Raw genomic sequence first — 22,244 nt, 5'->3', positions numbered from 1 at the left:
AATCCGCATAACTGCTAGAGCCTGTGTCTTGTTGTTGTAAGGCGTCGAGGCGGCCACCATCGGCTATCGCTTCCGCTAACGATAATAAAGGACACGAGATGAAAAGCTGCCTCGCCCCTGACGCCAACCCAACAAAACCAAAGCAGCCGCTTCCTGTCGGTGCGTGGGATGCGCACTGCCATGTATTCGGTCCTGCGGCTGATTTCCCTTATGCCGATGATCGTAGCTATACCCCACCAGACGCCCCATTTGAAACATTGCAGGCATTGCACAACCACTTGGGATTCACGCGCGGTGTAATTGTCCAGGCCAGCTGTCACGGCAGTGACAATCGCGCAATGCTCGACGCTATTGCACGGAGTGAAGGACGGTATCGAGGCGTAGCAATCGTTGACGGCAGCGAAACCGATGAACAGCTTGCCGAGATGGACGCCGGCGGTGTTCGTGGCGTGCGGTTCAACTTCGTTGCACATCTGGGTGGCGCGCCAGACCTGGACGTCTTTGATAGCACTGTGGATCGCCTTGCGGATTTGGGGTGGCATGTCGTCCTGCACCTGGATGCACAAGACATCCTGACTTATGCCGAAAGATTGGCGCGGATACCCGTACCTTTCATCATCGACCACATGGGTCGCGTCAAAGCGCAGGATGGTATTGAGCAGCAGTCCTTCCTGGCATTGCAGCAACTGATTGAAAATCCGCTTGCGTGGGTCAAGGTATGTGGCGCAGAGCGTGTATCGGTCGGGCGGCGACCATTCGAAGATGCCGTTCCGTTCGCGCAGAAGCTGATTGAGCTAGCGCCGGAACGCGTCCTGTGGGGCACTGATTGGCCGCATCCAAACATCAGTAAAGACATGCCCAACGACGGCGGGTTGGTGGATCTGATGTTCAACTTCTGTACCGATCCTCTGCTGCGTCAAAAACTGCTGATCGATAACCCGATGAAGCTCTACGGCCGTTAAGTGCACCCAGCTTTGTTGCACCTCCAAAAATAAGACTTACAGTGAGTGAAAGCCATGAACCCCAGCCCTGCATCTGCTGAGGCAGAAGTAACCCTTCCCGCCAAGGTGAAAACCAAGCCGCCGTTCTATCGCGCGATGTACTTTCAAGTCCTGCTGGGTATTCTCGCGGGAGTCGCCGTCGGCCATTTCTGGCCAACCTTTGCGGCCGATCTCAAGCCGCTGGGCGATGCATTCATCAAGCTGATCAAGATGATCATCGGCCCTGTAGTTTTCTGCACAGTCGTCACCGGCATCGCCGGTATGCGCGACCTGAAAAAGGTCGGTCGGGTCGGCGGGAAAGCACTGCTCTACTTCGAAGTCATTTCGACGGTATCGCTGCTGATAGGCCTTATCGGTGGGCACCTTTTCAATCCAGGGGCAGGCTTCAATGTCGATGTGAATACCCTGGACGCGTCGGCAGTCACCGGGTTCGCCGAGAAAGCTCAGCACATGCACATGGTCGAATTTCTGATGGGGATCATTCCCTCGACGTTTGTGCAGGCCTTTGCCGAAGGTAACGTGCTTTGCATATTGCTGGTCTCCGTGCTCTTCGGGTGCGCGCTGTCAGCTATGGGCGAGAAAGGCAAACCGGTCTACGACATGATCGAAGGGCTGTCTGGCGTGTTCTTTCGCATTGTTCACGTCATCGCCAAGCTTTCCGCCATCGGCGCGTTCGGCGCCATCGCTTTCACCGTCGGTACTTACGGTGTCAGTGCGCTCCTGCCGCTGATGAAACTGGTCGGCAGCTTTTATATCCTGTGTGCATTGTTTGTCATCGTGGTGTTGGGTGGCGTGGCGAAAGTTTGCGGGTTCAGCATCCTGCGCTTTATCGCTTACATCAAAGAGGAGTTGCTGGTCGTGCTTGGCACCAGTTCATCGGAAGTGGTGCTGCCGCAGATCATGGAAAAGATGGAGCGACTCGGGTGCTCTAAGCCCGTCGTCGGGCTGGTCATTCCCACCGGCTACTCCTTCAACCTCGACGGTACCAACATCTATTTGACGATGTCGGTGCTCTTCATCGCTCAAGCGCTGAACATCGACCTGTCACTTTCTCAACAACTGACGTTAGTCATCGTGGCCATGCTCACTTCCAAGGGTGCCAGCGGTGTGTCAGGCGCCGCCTTTGTCATGCTGACCAGCACCTTGATGGTGGTGCCGCTTGTACCGGTGGCAGGCATGGTGTTGATTCTGGGTATCCACCGCTTCATGGGCACCGGACTCGCCATGACTAACCTGGTGGGTAACGGTGTCGCCGCGCTGGTTGTCTCAGCGTGGGAAAAAGAACTGGATCGCGACAAGCTCGCCCAGGAACTTGGCACCAAGCCGTAAACCTTCTGCTCTATCGATCACACCATTTCTAAACAGTCACTGTTCGGTCCAGCACCGAGCAGCGACTCCCTGCGTCAGGAAAATAATAAAAATGAACCGCGCCTTATATGTTGCTTTGCTCACACCTGCACTTATCTCCATCGACACCTCAATGGCCGATGATTTTATCGCGGACAGCAAGATTCGCCTGGAAGCACGAAACTTCTACTACAACGGGGATTTTCGTCAGGGAACGGGCGTATCCAAAAGAGAAGAATGGGCCCAAGGTTTTTTGCTCAACTATGAGTCGGGATACACGCCGGGAATCATCGGCTTTGGCGCCGACGCACTGGTATTTGCGGGTTACAAACTGGATTCGAGCCCAGACCGTTCCGGTAGCGGCCTGCTCCCCAAACGAGCTTCCGGTGAGGCCGTTGATGAATACTCAAAAGCAGGCTATGGCGTCAAACTCAAAGTATCTCAAACATCACTGCGCTACGGCATGTCATTGCCAAAGGTTCCAGTGCTTCAGTACAACAACAGCCGGCTGCTTCCTCAGACGTTCCAGGGCTGGCAGATCAACTCTACCGACGTAGATCGCCTGACCCTGAACCTGGCGCAGTTCGATAAGACAATCACACCCGACTCTACCGACCTTCAGGACATAACCCTCGCAGTGAAAGATGGTCGCTATCGTGCAACCGGTATCGGCGACAACTATCGATATGGCGGCGGGACCTACAAGCTGACGCCAGAACTGAGTGCAACGTACTTTTATGGCGAACTTGATGACGTTTACCGTCAGCAGTTCGCTGGATTGATACACAACACGCGCCTCGGCAAAGGCATGTTGACCACTGACCTGCGTGCCTTCTCAAGTCGTGATGTTGGCGCAGCCAAAGCGGGAGAGGTTGATAACCGCGCATATGCTGCCGCGCTCGGCTACGCCTTAGACAATGGGCATAGCGTCATGGCGTCCTACCAAGTCATGGGCGGTGCTACGGGCTTTCCTTACATCAATAACCCCTACCTGCCCAACTACGTTCAATACCACGACTTCGGAAGCGCAGGCGAACGTAGCTGGCAGCTGCGCTATGGCTACGACTTCGCAGCCATGGGTATCCCAGGGTTGAGCTTTTTCACGGCCTATATCCGGGGAGACGGCCTGAAGACGGTCGGTGCCGAGAAAGAGTGGGAACGTGATGTGGACGTAAACTACGCCTTCCAGGGATCGTTAAAGGGGTTCTCTGTGCGATTACGGAATGCAACCTATCGAAGTGACGCTGCCAGAGATATTGACGAGACACGCTTGATCGCAAGCTACTTGTTCACATCCTTTTAAACTTGGATCGAGTATCGATGTAAAGAAGTCAGTTCGAACGGGTCAAGTGATCTTGTAAGCCGGCTAAGGTTTCACGCCGCAAGCTTTTCCCTGACGTCGGGTGACCGAGAGTCGTTGAAGCTTTGAGGCCTGGCGATTTGTAGCGCGATACGCAGCGCCACACGTCCGCTCGGGCCTCATGCTCCGATCTGTAGCCAGTTTGGGTACCCACTCTGAATTCAAACGACCAAAGTAGTGCCTCATCGGAGCGTTGCACCCAACACTCCCCTTTATCGCTCATGCTCTGCCTGAGCCGATCTTGCCCAAGGTACGACGCACGCAGACTTCGAAGCCCTGTGATGCTTGAACGCTAAAAACTCTGTCTTGCTGAACTTACCTGTGAGCGATTAGGCAATTGCATTCTTGGTTAAGACGGTCGGTTCGGGTATCCCCATGAACCTTCTGACTCTCTCAGCAGAGTCCGCTTCTCGAATCTCTTGGGGAGAAGCATCAAGCTGGACTTTTCCATTTTCCATGAAAATGACTCGGTGAGAAATTGACATCGCGAACTCCATTTCGTGGGTGACGATCAGCAATGTCATGCCGTCATCAGCCAATCCCTTGATCACCTCCAGCACTTCTCCAACCAGCTCTGGATCCAGTGCTGAAGTGGGCTCATCGAACAGCATGATGTCTGGCGACATCGCCAGCGCGCGTGCAATTGCCACTCGTTGCTGCTGACCTCCTGAAAGCTGATGCGGGTACTTGTGGGCATGCTCAAGCAGTCCAATGCGATCAAGGAGGGAATAGGCGTTAAGCTGACATTCATTCTTCGAGCCGCCGTGATGCAATGGTGCGAGCGTTACGTTATCGACCAGCGTTCGATGGGGGAACAAGTTGAAGCTTTGGAAAACCATTCCTATGTGTTTTACGCGTCGCCGAAAGGCACGCAGGTTACCGCCATCCAGTGTGTCCTTTTCGATGAAGTCGGCGCCAAAGAGCTTGATGCTTCCCTTATCAATTTTTTCCAGCCCGTTAATGGTTCTGATAAGAGAGGTTTTGCCTGAACCAGATGGGCCAATAATGGAAAGAACCTCGCCCTTTCTGATCGACAAGTCGATTCCTTTCAGAACCTCATGACTCCCATAGCTCTTATGCAAATCCTGAAGATGCAGCACTGTATCGCCCTCGTATGAACGGCGCAGGCTTTCCTGTTTAAAGTTCTCCGTGGATTTTCTTAAAGCGTTGGCCTGGTCACTACCCAGGGTATGCGGCTTACGCAGGCTAAGATCCAGTGAGCGCTCGAAACGCTCAAGCATGTATCCGAACACCGTAACGATTAACACGTAATACACCGCAACAGCTGCCAACGTCTCCATCACCAAAAAATTCTGGGAGTACAAGCGCTGACCGACCGTGAGAATCTCTGTGAGGGAGATGACGGATGCCAGCGATGTCAGTTTTACGATGGTGACGTATTCGTTGATCATCGTCGGCAGCGATATACGAATGGCCTGAGGGATGACAATAAGCCATTGCGCGCCGACCGTACCGATGGCCAGCGCCTTTCCGGCCTCCTTTTGCCCCTTGGCAACAGAAATCAGTCCCCCTCGATGAATCTCAGCCATGTACGCCGCTTCGGTGATCACCAGGGCAATGAGGCCCGAATAAAACGGATTCGAAAGCAGTCCACCGGAAGAAGGAATCAGTTGCGGTAGGTTGTAGGTAAAAACGATCAAGACCAACAGGGGAACGCTGCGGAAAAACCATATGTACACCGAAGCTGAGCCGCGAAGTAATGGGGAACTCGACATCTTGGCCAATGCCAGAAGAAACCCCAGAAGACCGCCCAGCAGCCATGCCGCAGTACTGAGCTTGATGACCTGAAGACAGGCTACCCAAAACGAATCCACCGCGAAGAGGGAGACGAAGTAACTCCAATCAAATGACATAGTTGCCCCTTGATAACCCCACCGCTATAAACAGCGGTGGGCTATGCTTGTTATTCTGAGATGGGTTCAAGGCTGTACTTTTTGAGGATGATCTCGTATTCGCCGCTTGCTCTGCTTAGCGACAATGCTTTCATCAGAGCTGCGTGCGTGGCGCTGTTGCCTTTCTTGACGAAGATCCCCAGAGTTTCAGGGTAAATGAGTTCTTTAGAGCTGATGACTACTCGACCTTTGGTTCGCTCGGAAATGATGTGAGCCGCACCTGCGATCTCTACTTGAGCCTGCACGTTGCCGGAAAGCAACGCTTGGGTCGCCTCTGGCGCAGATGGATACTCGCTCACCATCACTGCGGCTTTATTATTGGGTATGCAGTATGCCTCAGACAGTTTTTGCAGCTTCGGAAGCCACGAGTTCCCTTGCTCCAATCCAATCTTTTTGCCACATAGATCTTCCGGAGATTGAGGCTGAAATACGCTGTCCCGTGCCACTAAAATGGCTGATCCTGTTTTGGCGTAGGGAATGACCAGCGCCTGGGTCTGACGCTCGGCTGTGATGTACATACCTGAGATAATCGCGTCGTATTTTCCCGCGTTGAGTCCGTTGATCAGGCTCAGAAACTTTGTGTCGATGAACTCCACTTTCCTGTCCAAAGACTTTCCTATCGAAGCGGCAAGCTCAGGGTCCGCCCCCACAATATTGTTCTCGGCGTCGTAGTATTCAAACGGTGGGTAGGTGATCTCCATGCCAAACTTCAAAGGAGATTGTTCTTCAGCGTGGACTAGCGGCACTCCAAATCCAATGACTGCAACTAAAGAAAAGCTTTTCACGAGGGCGTGCTTGTTCATGGCGTTTCCATTATTGAGAGGGCAGGAACGAAAAGGGCTCTTATATTTTTCTTGTTATGCGCAATAACGGATATAGCAGAAGCCTATTTTTAAACCTATCACTACGCAATCAACGACAGTAGTAATCTTTTTGAGAGGAAATTATGTGCAACCCACCCTGCCAGGCCAGTTCCACGATCCCGTGATCATAATCGCCTGCAAACGTATCATAAGTTTTTTTACACATATGCGGATCCGGAGTAACAATATTTTTATTCATACTGCGGATTTGCACATGTATCTGGCAGGCGCGCTCTAACATATAAATACTGTGAAAAGCTTCGCCAATAGTCCGCCCGCCGACGATGATTCCGTGATTTCGCAAGAGCATGGCGTTGGAATCACCAAGGCTATTAATCATATTTTGCTGTTCCAATTTGGTATCTATGAAAGAGCCGTAGGTGTGGTATTTAAGTTGCTCGTAAAACTTCATTGCATGCTGAGACAATGGCGGCAACCCTTCTTCAAGTGCCGAAACTGTAATTCCTGCCGCAGTGTGGGTATGTATTACGCAGGCCATATCGGGCCGGGCATTATGAATCGAAGAGTGGATCAAGGCACCTGCGATGTTCATCGCTTCGGACGTACCATTGGTACCAACACACAGTCCATCGAATCCAACTTTCACAAGATCACTCGCCTGCATCTTTTCAAACGGCACACCGTAGCGATTGATGAGAAAGACTCCCGGTTCTCCAGGAATGCATGCCGAGGCATGGGAGTCGACGAGGTCTGTCATGCGGTAGTAGGCCAGTAGACGGAAAAGAGCCGCAAGGTCACAACGAGTTGACCACTCCTGCGCGCTGATACCTTCGAGTGTGTTCATTTATTGGGCGCTCTCACAGTGTTGTTATTGGCTGACACCATATGAAATTAACTTTTCAGTGCCTATTCGCATTTTGTTATATTGGGTATTGGGCAAACCAATACGAGTACTATTTCATGGGTTTCCGACCGACCACCGCGATAAATTCCGGCGAATTGCGTTCTGTGAGCGAACGAATGGACTGGAATCTGCTGAAAACATTTTGTGTCGTGGCGATCGAGAAAAGCATAAGCAAGGGAGCAGCACGGCTAAATTTGTCTCAGCCCGCCGTGAGTCAGGCGATCAAACGCCTGGAGGAACAGCTTGGAGCTACGTTGATCGAGAGGGATAGTCACAGATTTGAAATTACCGAAGTAGGAATTTCGCTTTTAAAGATCGCTCTAGCGGCCAGAAAAAATATTCAGGAAGTTGATGCAGTCCTGAATGAAAAACGAGGCAACATTAAAGGCGCCATACGCATACTCACGGTCAGTGGTGTAAATTCCCCACTATACGACAAAGTTTTACGAGAAATGCATTCGGACTTTCCAGAGATCACATTCAACATTGAAGTTGCAACCACTCAGGAAATAATCAGCGCAATACAACGCAACGTAGTTCCGTTTGGCATTGGAATCAGTCAGCCCGGGGAGGTTGACATAAAACAATCCATACTTACCCGCGAGGAGACATTTTTCTACTGCAGTAACTATCACCCACTTTTCAACGAAGAGTCGGTGACACTTGATCAAATCAAAGCCACAAAACTGGTCAGTTTTTCAGGGGAGTCCTTGGGAGGCACCCTATCTAAGTTGTCTGAGCACTATGGCAGTCATTATATACACCAGCAGATATCTGCCTCATCAGCGAATACGGCAGAGATGTTGCGGCTTGTACTGGCGGGGATAGGGATAGGTTCTCTCCCCGAGCACCTAGGTAGGGAGTATGAGGAGCGAGGGCTTCTGCGAAAGCTCCTACCAGAAACGAGCGTTTGTGAGGTCTTGATTGTAATGATGTGGAGCCCCCATCAAGTACACACTGAAGCCGAGGCTATTTTTCTCGACAGAATGCGGGCTGCATTAAACTTGGAGTGATATCGGCAATATCAGAAATAAGCCATGGATCATCAAGCTTTGCATATTGGCTCAACTTGCATAAGCCGCAGAAGTCGACGACGCTAAAGTAGTCGCAGCCGTGTTTTCATTAAGGGCGGCGCCTCAAAGCTACCTACTGCTTCGCTTTACGTCTCCAAACCGCCATCAGTAACCCATCAATGACCAAATCGCTGGTCATCTGCGACGTCATTGACCAGCCAACGACTTAACGAGAAAACAGATCCAGCACCACAGCCAAATATAGGCAGCGCTCATACGTGCGAATGCAGGTGATGTCCGGCGATCCGGACAGTCTCCAGGCTCCCTCAGGCACACTGTTCATCTGATCATTTCCGCCTTGGCCTGCCGTTCAATACTCAATGATATCCATGGCGGCAGTTTCCCCGCGATGCACCTGCGGTGCTGCCAAACACAAGGTATTGCGCCCCAGGCCCTTGGCTTCATACAGAGCGGCATCTGCCCGTGCAAGCAGGCTGGCCGTGGTGTCATCCGGGTTTGGCACCACGCAGCAGACTCCGATACTGATGCGCGCCGAGATGGTTGCCTCGCCAAACCGAGCCGGTGAATCAGCGACCGATGCGCGCAATTCGTCCAGAACCTTCACCGCGTCTTCGGGGCTGGTGCGGGGAAGTAACACCAGGAATTCCTCACCCCCATAACGACCAATACTGTCGGACTCACGAATTCGCTGGGTGAGATGATTGACGCAATGGCAAATCACCTCATCGCCCGCCAGGTGTCCATACACATCATTGATCTGCTTGAAATGGTCGATGTCGACCATCGCCACGGCCAGGTAGGCAGCGTCTCGGCGCGCGCGCTCCAACTCTTTGGAAAACTGTTCCAGCACGGCTCTGCGATTGAGAATACCGGTCAGCACGTCGCGTAACGCCAGGCGCTGGAATAACGACTCGCTGCGTTCTTTGGCCAGCAGCACCAGTCCGAGGGAGATCATCATCGCGGTGAACGTGCCGATACTGACGGAGATGGTTTGCTTGAGGTTGCTGACGTCATAGCGCATCTCGGCGGCTCCCCCGCCGATGATGGCGACCACCCGCATGCCAAGGCCGATCAGGCTGATACTTGATCCGATGATCAACAGCATGCGCGCACGCCCCTGAGCGGGTATGTAGCGGCGCGTCCAATAGATGATCAAGGCGCATTGCACCATCAACACCAGCGTGGCGGCGAGCATGCGCGGTTCCAAGGTGTCGATCAGGCTTGCCATCAAGGCAAGCATCAAGGCAGCAGGCGCAAATATCCGCCACCAGGAGACGCGCAACTCAACGATCCGAAAGATGCTGGCCCCATAAAAAGCCAGCGCCACCGCCAGCAATGTGTTGGCAGCTCCATAGGTCAACCACAACGGGGCGTGGCCGAACAAGGTGTATCCAATGTAAGCCAGGGCATGTGCCGCCAAACCAAAGCCAATGGTCAGCAAACCGTCGCGCTGGTTGAACTGGCCGACCAATATCAGACAAAACGCCATGATCGTCGCCACTAAGGCGACGCAGGCAAAAAGCGTGGGGGTATGGGCAATCATGACGTCTCACCAGGCGCTGTCAGGAGCAGCTCTGGTGCAGTTTAGTTGAGTACTCTGTCAGTTTGTCGGCCATCTGCAGCCTTGTCTTCGCGCCTGTCAGGGCAGCGCTTAGATACTCAAGAGCTCGGCTACGGGCAGTCGATTGGTAGTCTTCACTTCTCGCAGGGACAGGTTCGAGCGAATACTCGAAACGCCAGGAAGCTTCCTGAGTACTTTTTCGACAAAGCGGCTGTAGCTGTCCAAGTCCCTTGCAACCACCTCAAGTAGAAAGTCCGCCTCGCCTGTTGTGTTATGGCAACTCAAAACCTGAGGTGCCGCCTGAATAATCTTTTCAAACGTTGCCGTGGCTTCTTCGCTGTGATCGGTGCAAGAGATCTGGACAAACGCCTTCAGGCCCAGCCCTAGTTTCTTTCGATTGAGAATGGCTTGATATCCCTCGATAACCCCGCACTCTTCAAGCCGGCGTTGCTTGCGCCAGCAGGACGCTTCGCTGAGGGACAGCTGCTCAGCCAGCTTGACGTTCGACAGCTTGCCGTCGCGCTGCAAACGTTCCGATATTGCAATGTCCGCCTTATCAAGCTGCTCAAGCATGAAATAACTCCTCAAATTAAGACTTAAAAATGAAGGTTAATTTCAATTTCTGGGTGACGTCAATTGCAACTTGAAGGGTAATTTCAAGGGGTTCATCCATAATAGAAATGCCTGGATCGTGACACTTCAACGTCACATCGCCCATCCAAACATAGGTCATTTGAATGAAAGCAGTCGTCTACGAAGCCTTTTCCAAGCCGCCGCGCCTGATGAACGCGGCAGACCCGTCCCCGGAACGTCATGGTGTGGTTATCCAGGTGCTTGGCACAGGGGTATGTCGCAGCGACTGGCATGGTTGGAAAGGTCATGACCCCGACATTGAGCTGCCCCATGTACCGGGTCATGAGCTGGCGGGCATCGTGGCCGAGGTGGGCAACGACGTCACGCAATGGAAGGTCGGCGACCGTGTGACCGTGCCGTTCGTGGGCGGATGTGGTGCCTGCGCCGAGTGCAATAGCGGCAATCAGCAGGTATGCCACACGCAGTTCCAGCCAGGCTTTACTCATTGGGGTTCTTTTGCCGAATACGTCGGTATCCATCAGGCCGATCTGAACCTGGTCGCGTTGCCTGAGAGCATGGATTTCGCTACCGCTGCAAGTCTGGGTTGTCGGTTCGCCACCTCGTTCCGCGCAGTCGTTGACCAAGGAAAAGTCAGTGCCGGTCAATGGGTCGCGGTTCACGGTTGCGGAGGCGTAGGCCTGTCTGCCGTGATGATCGCCCAAGCCATTGGCGCGAACGTGATCGCCATCGATATTTCCCAGGACAAACTCGACCTGGCACGCGCGCTCGGCGCTGTCGCCACGATCAATGCCCAGTGCGTGGCGGACGTCGCCGAAGCCGTGCTGGAAATCACTCAGGGCGGTGCCCACGTATCGCTGGACGCATTGGGCCACCCAACCACCTGCTTCAACTCCATCAACAACCTGCGCCGTCGCGGCAAGCACGTTCAGGTGGGGCTGATGCTCGCTGATCACGCCACGCCGGCAATCCCCATGAGCAAGGTCATCGCCCACGAACTTGAGATCTACGGGAGCCACGGCATGCAAGCGCACCGCTATGACGCCATGATCGAGATGATCACCTCCGGCAAGCTGGCGCCTGAAAAACTCGTGGGCAAGACCATCAGCCTGGAGCAGTCGATCGACGCATTGATCCATATGGACCGGTTTGAGACGGCGGGCGTCACCGTCATCACCGAGTTTTAATGCATGGCGCCACATTGAGCGGTGCTGAATTCACAGCGTTCACATGGGTGATCGCGCCCGCTGAAAACACGCGGACACCCTCACCCTTACTGACTCAGCGATAGACCGGAAAACGACGACACAGCGCGACCACGTGTTCGCGCACACGCTGCCCGACCTTGTCGCTGTCGCCGTTTTCCAGTGCGTCCAGCACGTCGCACAACCAGCAAGCCACTTGCTTGCAAGTCTCCACGTCAAACCCGCGGGTGGTCACCGCCGGGGTGCCGATGCGAAGGCCGGAGGTCACAAACGGTGAGCGCGGGTCATTGGGCACCGAGTTTTTGTTGGTAGTGATGTAGGCACGGCTCAGCGCCGCGTCGGCGTCCTTGCCGGTGTAGGGTTTGTCGGACAGGTCGATCAGCATCATGTGGTTGTCGGTGCCGCCCGACACGATTTTGTACCCGCGCTGTTGCAACACTCCGGCCATGGCCCTGGCGTTGATTACCACGCGGGTCTGGTAGACGCTGAACTCCGGCGTAAGCGCCTCCTTGAATGCCACGGCCTTGGCCGCGATCTGGTGCATCAGCGGGCCGCCCTGCACGCCGGGAAACACCGCGGAGTCGAGCTTTTTGTAGAAGGCTTCATCCTGACCTTTGGACAAAATCAAACCGCCCCGTGGCCCGCGCAGGGTTTTGTGCGTGGTGCTGGTGACCACATGCGCATGGGGAAGTGGGTCCGGGTATTCGCCCGCAGCGACCAGCCCGGCGACATGGGCCATATCGACCCAGAAAATCGCCCCGACCTTGTCGGCAATGCTGCGCATGCGTGCCCAGTCCTTGTAGCGCGAATACGCGGAAAAACCACCGATCAACATTTTGGGGCGCGCTTGCAGCGCGATTCGCTCCATCTCGTCATAGTCGAGAAAGCCGGTTTCCGGGTTCAGTCCGTAAGGCACGATGGTGTAGTGACGCCCCGAGAAATTGGCGGGGTTGCCGTGGGTCAAATGACCGCCCTGGGCCAGGTTCATGCCCATCACCGTATCGCCGGGGTTGATCAGTGCGAGGAAGACCGCCGCGTTGGCCTGGGCGCCCGCATGGGGTTGCACGTTGGCGTAGTCGCAGTTGAACAGCGCCTTGGCCCGCTTGATGGCAAGCCGCTCGGCGACGTCGACGTACTCGCAGCCGCTGTAATAGCGCTTGCCGGGGTAGCCTTCGGCGTACTTGTTGGTGAGCACCGAGCTCTGGGTTTTCATCACTAGCGGGCTGGCATAGTTTTCCGAGGCTATCAGCTCGATATGGTCTTCCTGACGATGTTCTTCGTTCTGAATGGATTCATACAGCTCAGAGTCGAAAGCGTTCAGGGTCAGCGTCGAGTCGTACATGTGCAAAGTGTCCTTGGTCAAGAATTCAAACGGTCGGTGACAGCAGGCGCGTGATGCGTACGGCGATGTCGTCGATCTGTGCGTCATTGCAGGTCAGCGGCGGCATCAGGCGCACGGTGGTGCCCCGTCTGACGGTGATCAGCAGACGTTGTCGCAACCGTTTCGGCCTGTGGGGCCACCGTCTTTTCACGGCGCGGCAACTGTCCATTGAGCACGGCGTAGGCTGCCAGGCCGATGACCAGGCCCCAGAACGCGCCGCCGATGCCCAGCACGGTGATATTGGCCGCGCAGGCCAGGAAGGTGATCAGCGACGCTTCCCGGGATTTCACGTCCGCCATGGCATTGGCCAGGCTCGCGCCGAGTGTGCCCAACAGCGCCAGCCCGGCCAGGGTGGTGATGAAGGTCGCCGGGAAGGCCATGAACACCGCGGCCAGGGTCACGCCGAAGATCCCCACCAGGATGTAGAAGATGCCCGCGGCCACGCCTGCGGCCCAGCGCTTGGACGGGTCTTCGGAGGCTTCCTTGCCCGTGCAGATGGCGGCCGTGATGGCGGCGATGTTGAAGGCATGGGAACCGAACGGCGCCATCAGCAGAGAACCCAGCCCGGTCACGCTGAGGATCGGGTTGGCACTCGTGTTGAAGCCGTCACTGCGCAGCACCAGCATGCCCGGCATGTACTGCCCCGTGAGGGTGATCAGAAACAGCGGCAGCGCGACGCTCAACAACGCATTGACCGAGAACTCGGGGCGTGTGAACACCGGAGTCGCGAACTCCAGCGCCAATCCCGTGAAGTTAACGCGCTCCTGCATCAGCAAAAAGCCAAGCCCCAGCACCAGAATGCCGACCACCGCGTAGCGCGCACTCAAGCGCTTGAACAGGATGTAGGCGCCGATCAACACGCCGACCAATAGCGGGTCGACGCTCATGCTGGCGAACGCACCGATGCCGAACTGCAGCAAGATGCCGCCCAGCAAGCCCGCTGCCACACCTGGCGGGATCAGCCGCACGGCTTTCTCAAAGTAACCGGACACGCCCAACAGCACGAACGCTGCCGCCGAAATCATGTAGGCGCCGATGGCCTCGGCGTAGGGCGTGGTCCCCAGGGCGACGATCAAAAACGCCGCCGCAGGCGTCGACCAGGCGGTGATGATCGGCTCGCGGCTCACCCCACTGAGAAACAGCCCGGTCACCCCTACCCCGATCGACACAGACCAAACCCACGACGCCGTCAATTCAGGGCTGAGCCCGGCAACCTTGGCGGCCTGAAACACCAGGATGAACGTGCCGCCGTAATTGACGATCACTGAAATCAACCCGGCAACCACCGGGTGCAGCAGGTCCCGCAGATGCACGGACGAGGGGGATTGAGTAGATGACATAGGTCTTGGCTCCTTGCTGGACGATGTATCCATCCGGTCGCTGTTAAGCGGTCATTTATAGCGTTTGAATGGCAGGTTTAACCCCTACGCTTTAGCGCAGCCGACCAGACCACTTGGCGTGGTCGGTCAAGCATGCTCTCGCGCAAACGCGCTCATGAACCCCCATAACGCCTCGAACGCCGGCACTGAAACGGCGTTGAAACCGCGGGATGGCGAGGGCCAGAGTCTACGGATAAACTGGCCTGCCCCTACCTGCCATTTCATGGAAAGAGAGCAGACCACATGGCAAAGACCTTCGAGCTTGAAACCCTGAAGATGCGCCTCAACGACGCCGAGTTTCAGCTGCTGGATCTGCACCAGCGGATCCAACGTGCATTACGTGCGCTGATCCTCGACGGCGCCCTCAGCCCCGGCTTGAAACTGCCCGCCACGCGGGTGCTGTCCAAGTCATTGGGGTGCGCCCGCGACACCGTTGAGAACGCCTATGTGCAGCTGCATCGGGACGGGTTTATCGTGCGCCGCGAAGGCGCCGGCAGTTACGTCTGCGACACGGTGGGCGTCGAATTGCGCGGTGCCGGCCGCCGACGCCTCAAGGCTCAGGAAACCAGGAGCAGCGTCGCCGCACCGGGCGCCGAACTCAGCCAGCGCGGGCGGATGATCTTCGACACCGGCGGCGTGCGCGATCAGCAAGTCATCAAGGCATTCGCCACCGGCCTGCCGGAAACCCGCAGCTTCCCGACGGATGTGTGGGAGCGTTTGCAGCGCCAGGTCATGAAGGACTATCGCGCCAGCGTGCTGCTGCATGGCGACCCACAAGGCGCCGAGCCCCTGCGCAAAGCGATTGCCACCTACCTGAACCTCGAACGCGGCGCCAAATGCTCACCCGACCAGGTGCTGGTGTTGAGCAGCACACGTCAGGCGTTGTACCTGTGCGCGCAATTGCTGGTGGACGCCGGCAAGCCGATCCTGCTGGAAAACCCCGGCTATTACGGCGCCCGCAAGGCCTTCCAAATTGCCGAAACCAAGGTGATGCCCATTGATGTCGATGAACACGGCATCCGCACCGACCTGCTTTATGCCGACCGCAGCGGCGCCAACTGTGTGTATGTCACGCCCTCTCACCAGTACCCCACCGGCGCGACCTTGCCCCTGGAGCGGCGACTTGAGTTGATCAATTGGGCGGCGCAAAAAGGCAAGTGGATCATCGAGGATGACTACGACAGCGAGTTCCATTACGACGGGCAACCCACGGCCTGCGTGCAGGGCCTGGACAAGTATCAGCGCACGCTCTACATCGGCACCTTCAGCAAGACCCTCTACCCCGGCTTGCGCATGGGGTACATGGTGCTGCCCTCTGAGCTGGTGAAGCCCTTTGCCTATGCCCGCAGCATGATGGACGGCCACACACCGCAAACACTGCAACTGACCCTGGCGCGTTTTATGGAAGACGGTCATTACAACGCCCATGTGCGGGCCATGCGCAAGCTGTATGCCGGACGCCGCTCGATCATGCACGACGCGATCGGCAAGTACCTGAGCACCGTGGTCACCGCCGAATTGCCGCCGGGCGGGTTGCAGATCCCCTGCCTGCTGAAAGCCGGATGGTCCGAGGAGAAAACCATCCGCCAGGCGGCTACTGCCGGCGTGCAACTGTCCGGCCTCAGCGGCTTGTACGCGGGCGAACCGAAGCAACAAGGCTGGCTGCTGGGCTACTCCTCCCTGACCGCGCATGAAATAGAAGCCGGCATGTTGCGCCTGGCCAGCGCCCTGAAAATCTAATGGCCCAGCGCGCAGTTCAGCAGCAGTTGCCGGGCTTGTGCGGCCATCCGCGCGCCGTGGCAAGCGCCTGGGATGATCAGGCGTGGACGTTCCTGTCGGGCGATCTGCTCGACCTGATCCAGTCGACCCTGTGCGTCACCGGATGCACGCCATAGTTGAGGGCTTGGACAAGTTGAACGCAGCGCCATGGGACAAATGCCCTCCTGACTTGAGGTCCAGGCCCAGGATCTTTTCCCCGGTTCCAGCAAAAACAAAACCAGCATATCCCCCCCGCCAACCATTAAAAAAAGCAGCCCTTTGGCACCGATAACATCGTTTCTCGGGGGCACCGCTTATCCCTATATTGATCCGCACTATCTGTGTGAACGACTCAACGTTCACCCCTCAGTGCGAGTAGTCTCAATGAACAAAAAACCTGACAGCGCAGGGCTTGATAATGCGGGCGCCGGGACACGGGCGGTCTGGGGTGGAGAGCAAGTCAGGCATCCCTATAACGCCACGCAGGCGCCTATTGTGCTCAGTGCGGCGTATGGTTACGACGATATCGACGTCTGGTACGACGTCGCCATGGGTAAAGCTCCGGGCTTTATCTATAGCCGCATGAGCAACCCGACGGTCGAGACCCTCGAAGCCAAGATTGGTGAGTTGGAGAAAGCCGAATCCGCAGTCGCATTCAGCAGTGGCATGGCGGCTATCAGCAGTGTGCTTTATACCTTCCTGGCCCAGGGTGACCGCATGGTGTCGACCAAGGACAGTTACGGCGGCACCAACAAGATTTTCGAGGAGTTCCTGCCGCGCACGGGTGTGGAGGTGACCTTGTGCGAGACGTTCGATCACGAGGCGATCGAACGGGAAATCGCCAGGGGCTGTCAGGTGGTGTACCTGGAAACGCCGACCAATCCGACCCTGAAGATCCTTGATATCCAACGCCTGGTTGCGGCGGCGAAACGCGTGGGCGCGCTAGTGGTAGCCGACAACACGTTTGCCACACCACTCAATCAGAACCCCTTGGCCCTGGGGGTCGATGTGGTCATTCACAGCGCGACCAAATTCCTCAGTGGTCATGGTGACGTATTGGGCGGCCTGGTCTGCGGCAGTGAAGCCCTGATGGCCAAGGTTCGGCATTACCGTGAAATCAACGGTGCCACCCTTGATCCACTCTCGGCTTACATGATCATTCGCGGTATGAAAACCCTGGTGCTGCGCATGCGTCAGCAGCAACACAGCGCCCGTGCCCTGGCAGAATTTCTCTGCACAGAGCCGCTGGTGGCTTCGGTCAATTATCCCGGCCTGGCCGACCACCCGAACCACGCGGTGGCGTGTGCGCAGATGGGCGGTTTTGGCGCCATTGTCAGCTTCGTACTTGTTGGCGGCATGGACTCGGTCAAGCTGCTGCTGCCACGCCTGCGATTTGCCCACTGTGCGGGCAATCTCGGTGCGGTGGAAACCATTTACGGCCCTGCGCGCACCACCAGTCATGTGGAAAATACGCTGGAGGAGCGACAGGCGCTGGGCATCTCGGAAGGATTAGTACGGGTTTCGGTGGGCATCGAAGACACCGACGATCTGCTCGACGATTTAAAGCAGGCGTTCGCATTTGTCAGGGGTTTGCGCGATGAAAAAAGTCAGCAGCCCGCCTTCAGCGAGGGCGTGAACTGACCTTTCAAACCTCACGACAGGGCCGTCTGTGAGGCGTTTCATGAAGAGGAATAATAATAAAACTGTGTGCCGACGCTTCTATCTGTCCTCACTACTTTCATGAGAACAACCATGTCCATAACAGAAGAAAAAACCAACACGCGTGCCGGCTTCAAACAGGAAATGCAGACGCGCCACATTGTCATGCTGGCCTTGGGTGGCGTGATTGGCACCGGACTCTTTCTAACCTCCGGCTATACCGTTAACCAGGCAGGCCCGCTGGGTGCGGTGATCGCCTACATCATCGGCGCACTCATGGTGTACATGGTGATGATGTGCCTCGGCGAACTGGCAGTGCAGATGCCGGAAACCGGCTCGTTCAGCACGTACGCGACCCGTTTTCTCGGCCCAGGCACCGGCTACACCGTGGCCTGGCTGTATTGGCTGACGTGGACGGTGGCCATTGGTTCGGAGTTCACCGCCGCCGGCATCCTGATGACGCGCTGGTTTCCTGACACGCCCGTGTGGATCTGGAGTGCATTGTTTGCCGGGGCGGTATTTTTTACCAACGTGGTCTCGGTCCGTTTGTTCGCCGAGACTGAGTTCTGGCTGTCCCTGATCAAAGTGGTGACGGTCGTGGTGTTCCTGATCATCGGCGGCGGCGCCATTCTCGGCCTGCTCAATATCGATCAGGCCCACAGTATCGGCCTCGGTAACTTCACACGCGAAGGCTTGTTCCCCACCGGTTTCATGTCGATTGCCATGACCTTGCTGGCGGTGTCGTTCGCGTTTTCAGGCACCGAGCTGATCGGTATCGCCGCCGGTGAAACCAAGGACCCGCAACGCAATGTGCCACGGGCCATCCGCACCACCGTGCTGCGCCTGGCTATCTTTTTCGTCGGGACCATTTTCGTGCTGGCGACGTTGCTGCCGCGTGAGCAGGCCGGTCTGGTCGAAAGCCCCTTCGTCACCGTGTTCACCTACATTGGTATCCCCTACTCCGCCGACATCATGAACTTCGTGATCATCACCGCGCTGTTGTCGGCGGCCAACTCCGGGCTGTACGCCGCCTCACGGATGCTCTGGACCCTGAGCGACCAAGGGCACCTGCCCAAGCAGTTCTCCCACTTGACCCGCATGGGCACCCCATTGAACGCCATCGTACTGAGCATGGTCGGTGGCGGCGCATCCCTGCTCAGCAGCGTGTTTGCCGCCGACACGGTGTACCTGGCGCTGGTGTCGATTTCCGGGTTGGCGGTGGTGGTGGTGTGGATGAGCATCGCCGCGAGTCAAATTGCATTCCGCCGTCAGTTCGTGGCCAATGGCGGCGACGTGCGCGACCTCAAATTCAGGGTCCGGGGTTACCCATGGGTGCCTTTGGGCGCACTGGTGTGCTGCAGCCTTGCTTGTGTGGGGATCGCGTTCGACCCGGAACAGCGCGTCGCGTTGTACTTCGGTTTGCCCTTCATCGCCTGGTGCTACTTCGTGTATTACATTACCCGTAACAGCCGCGAACGACGCTTGTCGCTCGCCACCACGGTTCAGCCGTCCCCCTAGACGGTGTGGGCAAGCGTGCTGAGTACCGCGTCAATAAGGTCCAGACCATGAAGCAAAAGCCGCTCCCTCCGTTGAACTGGCTGCGCGCGTTCGAGGTGTCCGCCCGGAGCCTGAACTTTACTCACGCCGCCGACGAACTGTGCCTGACCCAGGGCGCGGTCAGCCAGCAGATCCGCCAACTGGAAAGTCATCTGGGCGTGGCGCTGTTCAAGCGCCTGCCCCGTGGACTGGGGCTGACCGAAGAAGGCCAGGCTTATCTGCCGGTGGTGCAGGATGCAATTACACGGCTGGCGGTGGGCACCAACGAGATTTTTGGCCAGCACAAACGGCGGCCGATCAAGGTGCGTGGCAGCCTGGCGTTTTTCGTCCACTGGCTGGCACCCAAGCTGGTGGACTTTCGTCAGGCTCACCCCCACGTCGATATCCGCTACATCAGCAATATCTGGATCAAGGAACTGGATGGCGAAGACGATATGGAAATTCGCTGGGGCCATGGTCAATGGCCTGGCCTCGTGTCCCAGCGGCTGACCTGGGACACCTTGTTCCCGGTCTGCTCACCCGCCCTGATGGCGCGATCACCGCTGACAGTGGCGAGCGACGTTGCGCGGCATACGCTGTTGCATGTGCTGGGTTACGAAGAGGGTTGGGGATACTGGCTGAAGATGGTCGGCGCGGACGACGTCGATTCGTCCCGTGGCATGCAGTTCGACACACTGATCTCGACGTTGCGCATGGCCGAACTTGGGCAAGGGATTGCGCTGGCACGCTCCTCAATGGTTGACGAGATGCTCCAGGACGGGCGTTTGATCGAGCCCTTCGACCAGCGCATCGAAGCCAGCGAGTCGTTCTACCTGGTACGCGGCTCCGGGGCAGACCAGCACCCCGACGCCATGATGTTTTCTACCTGGCTGGTCGAGCAGGCCCATCGCTACAAATAAATGGCCGGAGCCAAACCATGCACTACATAAGCACTCGAAGTTCGACCGTGCAGGCCGACTTTGAAAAGGTCGTGTTGTCCGGCCTGGCCGACGACGGCGGACTGTTCGTACCCACCGACCTGCCGCTGTTCGAGCCCCAGGATATCGCCAACTGGTCAACCTTGCCCTACGACGAACTGGCGTATCGGATCATACGTCCGTTTGTTGGCGGGACCATCCCCGAAGCGGACCTCAAGCGCCTGCTCAAAGAAGCCAGCAGTCAGTTCAAGCACCGTGCGGTGGCGCCGCTGCATCAGGTCGATCGCAACGAATGGGTGCTTGAGCTGTTCCACGGCCCGACCCGCTCCTCGAAGGATTTCGCCGCGCAGTTGCAGGCGCAACTGGTGCAGTACTTTCTGCATAAGCACCCGCGACGCGCAGTGGTGCTCGGCGCCACCAACGGAGACACCGGACTCGCGGCGATCGAGGCGTTCAAACACAGTAACGACACCCACGTGGTGCTGCTATACCCGGAGTCCGCGGTCGCGCAGCATCAACTGCACGAGTTGCAGGGGGTTGCGCATCCCAATGTGCATACGTTCGCAGTCGCCGGTAGCTTTGACGACTGCCAGCAGCTCGCGAACCGCTTGTTCAGGCATTGGCCCAACCCGCGCCATGAGGCGATCAGCTTCAATTCCAGCAACTGGGTCAACGTGCTGGCGCAGCTCGTGTTTTATTTCTACGCCGTGCTGCAATTGGGCGCAGGTCAACGATCTGTCGGCTTCAGCGTGCCGGCGGCGAGTTTCGCCGAAGTCTACGCTGGCTACATCGCGCAAAAAATGGGCCTGCCGATTACCCAAATCATCGTCGCGACCAACAAAAATGACGCGCTGCATCAGTTGTTCCTCAAGAACCATTACAGCCGCCAGCGCGCTGACAAGACCCTGTCACCGGCCATGGACTTGTCGATTTTCTCCAACCTGGAACGTTTTCTATGGGAGTTGTATGGACACGACGCTGCGGCAGTCAGTGCGCTGATGGCTGAATTCGAAGCCAGCGGCGAGATGACCATCGCCAACGACTGCTGGTTGCAGGCCCGGATGATCATCGACTCCTATGCGGTAAGCGATGAAGAAACCCTGGCCGAAATCGCCTCGCTCTACCGTGACACGGGCTACCTGATTGACCCCCACACGGCCACCGGAGTACTGGCCGCAAGGCTTTATCGGCGCAGCCTGGTCGCGCCAATGGTCACCCTCGGGGAAACTTCACCGGCCAAATCCGCTGCGCTGCTCAACGAACTGGGCATCAATGTGCCGGGGCAACACGGCCAGGCGACAGCGCACTTACACGCGCAGCGTTACCGGATAACGCCCGACGACGCCGGCCTCCTTTATCAACTGCTCGATACGCTGTGAACGACGGGAGGCAGGGGGCCACATGAAGCGCATTCTGGATCCGCTCGATGAGCGCATCATCGCCGAGTTGCGGCTCAATGCCCGGGCCGCCCACGCTGAGCTGGCGGCCAAGGTCAACCTGTCCCGCAACGCCGTGCGCCAACGGATCGAACGGCTGGAGCGTGACGGTGCAATCCTGGGCTATACGGTACTGACCGGCGACGGGCGCCAAGCCTCATCCCAGATCAACGCAGTGATTTTCGTCTATCGCTATGACCGCATGCGCGGCGAGGATGTCTTGCAGGCCCTGCGGGCAATTCCTGAAGTGATCCAGTGCGACGTCATGAGCGGCGAATTCGACCTGATGCTGCGCGTCGGCGCATCAAGCCCGCAGCGGGTGCATCAGGTCTGGACTCAAATCTCGGCCCTGGCGGGGGTGGAAAATACCGTGACGTCATTCGTTCTATCCTCCGTTGTCTAAACCGGTTTCGCGGT

Annotated in this window: 19 protein-coding genes and 1 pseudogene; 11 read left to right on the top strand and 9 right to left on the bottom strand. The window is 56.8% G+C overall.

The window, feature by feature from the left end; all coding sequences use genetic code 11:
* Positions 1-98: 98 nt before the first annotated feature.
* From LRO94_RS14185 to LRO94_RS14175, 3 genes are all read left to right on the top strand, one after another.
* Positions 99-962, top strand: coding sequence for an amidohydrolase family protein (locus LRO94_RS14185; protein WP_179179006.1), 864 nt, complete (start codon positions 99-101; stop codon positions 960-962).
* A 54-nt stretch (positions 963-1,016) separates the two neighbouring features.
* Positions 1,017-2,330, top strand: coding sequence for a dicarboxylate/amino acid:cation symporter (locus LRO94_RS14180; RefSeq protein WP_050442880.1), 1,314 nt, complete (start codon positions 1,017-1,019; stop codon positions 2,328-2,330).
* A gap of 91 nt (positions 2,331-2,421) precedes the next feature.
* A complete protein-coding gene (locus tag LRO94_RS14175) occupies positions 2,422-3,651 on the top strand; it encodes an OprD family porin (RefSeq protein WP_032891418.1) in 1,230 nt (409 codons plus the stop codon).
* 386 nt (positions 3,652-4,037) lie between these two features.
* On the opposite strand, the gene LRO94_RS14170 is transcribed toward LRO94_RS14175, so the two are convergent.
* The 3 genes from LRO94_RS14170 to LRO94_RS14160 all read right to left on the bottom strand — a co-directional run bounded on the left by LRO94_RS14170 (position 4,038) and on the right by LRO94_RS14160 (position 7,289).
* Complete coding sequence (locus tag LRO94_RS14170; RefSeq protein ID WP_095184831.1) at positions 4,038-5,582, bottom strand: amino acid ABC transporter permease/ATP-binding protein; 1,545 nt, start codon at positions 5,580-5,582, stop codon at positions 4,038-4,040.
* Between the two features lie 50 nt (positions 5,583-5,632).
* Positions 5,633-6,424 (bottom strand): ABC transporter substrate-binding protein, encoded by a 792-nt coding sequence (locus LRO94_RS14165; RefSeq protein WP_179179007.1) that lies wholly within the window; start codon positions 6,422-6,424, stop codon positions 5,633-5,635.
* A 109-nt stretch (positions 6,425-6,533) separates the two neighbouring features.
* The gene (locus tag LRO94_RS14160; RefSeq protein WP_032891414.1) at positions 6,534-7,289 is read right to left on the bottom strand and encodes a class II aldolase/adducin family protein; all 756 of its coding nucleotides are present in this window, start codon (positions 7,287-7,289) and stop codon (positions 6,534-6,536) included.
* 176 nt (positions 7,290-7,465) lie between these two features.
* Here LRO94_RS14160 and LRO94_RS14155 point away from each other — a divergent pair, with 176 nt between their 5' ends.
* A complete protein-coding gene (locus tag LRO94_RS14155) occupies positions 7,466-8,362 on the top strand; it encodes a LysR family transcriptional regulator (protein WP_179179008.1) in 897 nt (298 codons plus the stop codon).
* A gap of 136 nt (positions 8,363-8,498) precedes the next feature.
* Here LRO94_RS14155 and LRO94_RS14150 read toward each other — a convergent pair.
* The 3 genes and pseudogenes from LRO94_RS14150 to LRO94_RS14140 all read right to left on the bottom strand — a co-directional run.
* Positions 8,499-8,660 (bottom strand): annotated as a pseudogene (locus tag LRO94_RS14150) (DDE-type integrase/transposase/recombinase); the annotation flags it as partial.
* A gap of 72 nt (positions 8,661-8,732) precedes the next feature.
* Positions 8,733-9,926, bottom strand: a complete 1,194-nt coding sequence (locus LRO94_RS14145) for a GGDEF domain-containing protein (RefSeq protein WP_122753264.1) — start codon at positions 9,924-9,926, stop codon at positions 8,733-8,735.
* A gap of 108 nt (positions 9,927-10,034) precedes the next feature.
* Positions 10,035-10,517 (bottom strand): Lrp/AsnC family transcriptional regulator, encoded by a 483-nt coding sequence (locus LRO94_RS14140; protein ID WP_122753263.1) that lies wholly within the window; start codon positions 10,515-10,517, stop codon positions 10,035-10,037.
* Between the two features lie 164 nt (positions 10,518-10,681).
* On the opposite strand from LRO94_RS14140, the gene LRO94_RS14135 reads away from it, so the two are divergent.
* A complete protein-coding gene (locus LRO94_RS14135) occupies positions 10,682-11,722 on the top strand; it encodes a zinc-dependent alcohol dehydrogenase family protein (protein ID WP_179179009.1) in 1,041 nt (346 codons plus the stop codon).
* A 94-nt stretch (positions 11,723-11,816) separates the two neighbouring features.
* Here LRO94_RS14135 and glyA read toward each other — a convergent pair whose 3' ends face one another.
* Both glyA and LRO94_RS14125 read right to left on the bottom strand, forming a co-directional pair.
* Positions 11,817-13,082: a serine hydroxymethyltransferase gene (gene glyA, locus LRO94_RS14130; protein WP_179179010.1), complete on the bottom strand. Its 1,266-nt coding sequence runs from the start codon at positions 13,080-13,082 to the stop codon at positions 11,817-11,819.
* An 83-nt stretch (positions 13,083-13,165) separates the two neighbouring features.
* Positions 13,166-14,461 carry a benzoate/H(+) symporter BenE family transporter gene (locus LRO94_RS14125; RefSeq protein WP_233896782.1) on the bottom strand — a complete coding sequence of 432 codons (1,296 nt, stop codon included), beginning with the start codon at positions 14,459-14,461 and terminating at the stop codon, positions 13,166-13,168.
* A 282-nt stretch (positions 14,462-14,743) separates the two neighbouring features.
* On the opposite strand from LRO94_RS14125, the gene pdxR reads away from it, so the two are divergent.
* Positions 14,744-16,240 (top strand): MocR-like pyridoxine biosynthesis transcription factor PdxR, encoded by a 1,497-nt coding sequence (gene pdxR / locus LRO94_RS14120; RefSeq protein ID WP_179179011.1) that lies wholly within the window; start codon positions 14,744-14,746, stop codon positions 16,238-16,240.
* Here the strand turns inward: pdxR and LRO94_RS14115 are convergent.
* The gene (locus LRO94_RS14115) at positions 16,237-16,428 is read right to left on the bottom strand and encodes a hypothetical protein (RefSeq protein ID WP_233897100.1); all 192 of its coding nucleotides are present in this window, start codon (positions 16,426-16,428) and stop codon (positions 16,237-16,239) included. The genes pdxR and LRO94_RS14115 overlap by 4 nt on opposite strands.
* Before the next feature lie 214 nt (positions 16,429-16,642).
* Here LRO94_RS14115 and LRO94_RS14105 point away from each other — a divergent pair, with 214 nt between their 5' ends.
* The 5 genes from LRO94_RS14105 (at position 16,643) to LRO94_RS14085 (ending at position 22,230) form a co-directional block, all read left to right on the top strand.
* Entirely contained in the window at positions 16,643-17,899 is a 1,257-nt protein-coding gene (locus tag LRO94_RS14105; RefSeq protein WP_179179012.1) for a cystathionine gamma-synthase family protein, read from the top strand.
* 111 nt (positions 17,900-18,010) lie between these two features.
* Entirely contained in the window at positions 18,011-19,435 is a 1,425-nt protein-coding gene (locus LRO94_RS14100; RefSeq protein WP_032891407.1) for an amino acid permease, read from the top strand.
* A 47-nt stretch (positions 19,436-19,482) separates the two neighbouring features.
* Positions 19,483-20,373 carry a LysR substrate-binding domain-containing protein gene (locus LRO94_RS14095; RefSeq protein WP_032891405.1) on the top strand — a complete coding sequence of 297 codons (891 nt, stop codon included), beginning with the start codon at positions 19,483-19,485 and terminating at the stop codon, positions 20,371-20,373.
* Between the two features lie 17 nt (positions 20,374-20,390).
* Positions 20,391-21,770, top strand: coding sequence for a threonine synthase (thrC, locus tag LRO94_RS14090; protein WP_179179013.1), 1,380 nt, complete (start codon positions 20,391-20,393; stop codon positions 21,768-21,770).
* A gap of 22 nt (positions 21,771-21,792) precedes the next feature.
* Entirely contained in the window at positions 21,793-22,230 is a 438-nt protein-coding gene (locus tag LRO94_RS14085) for an Lrp/AsnC family transcriptional regulator (protein WP_032891403.1), read from the top strand.
* Positions 22,231-22,244 lie beyond the last annotated feature (14 nt).

Source organism: Pseudomonas sivasensis (assembly GCF_021391435.1).
GTDB lineage: Bacteria > Pseudomonadota > Gammaproteobacteria > Pseudomonadales > Pseudomonadaceae > Aquipseudomonas > Aquipseudomonas sivasensis.
The sequence above is the reverse complement of the archived record's forward strand: the minus strand, read 5'-3'. Positions and strand labels throughout refer to the sequence as shown.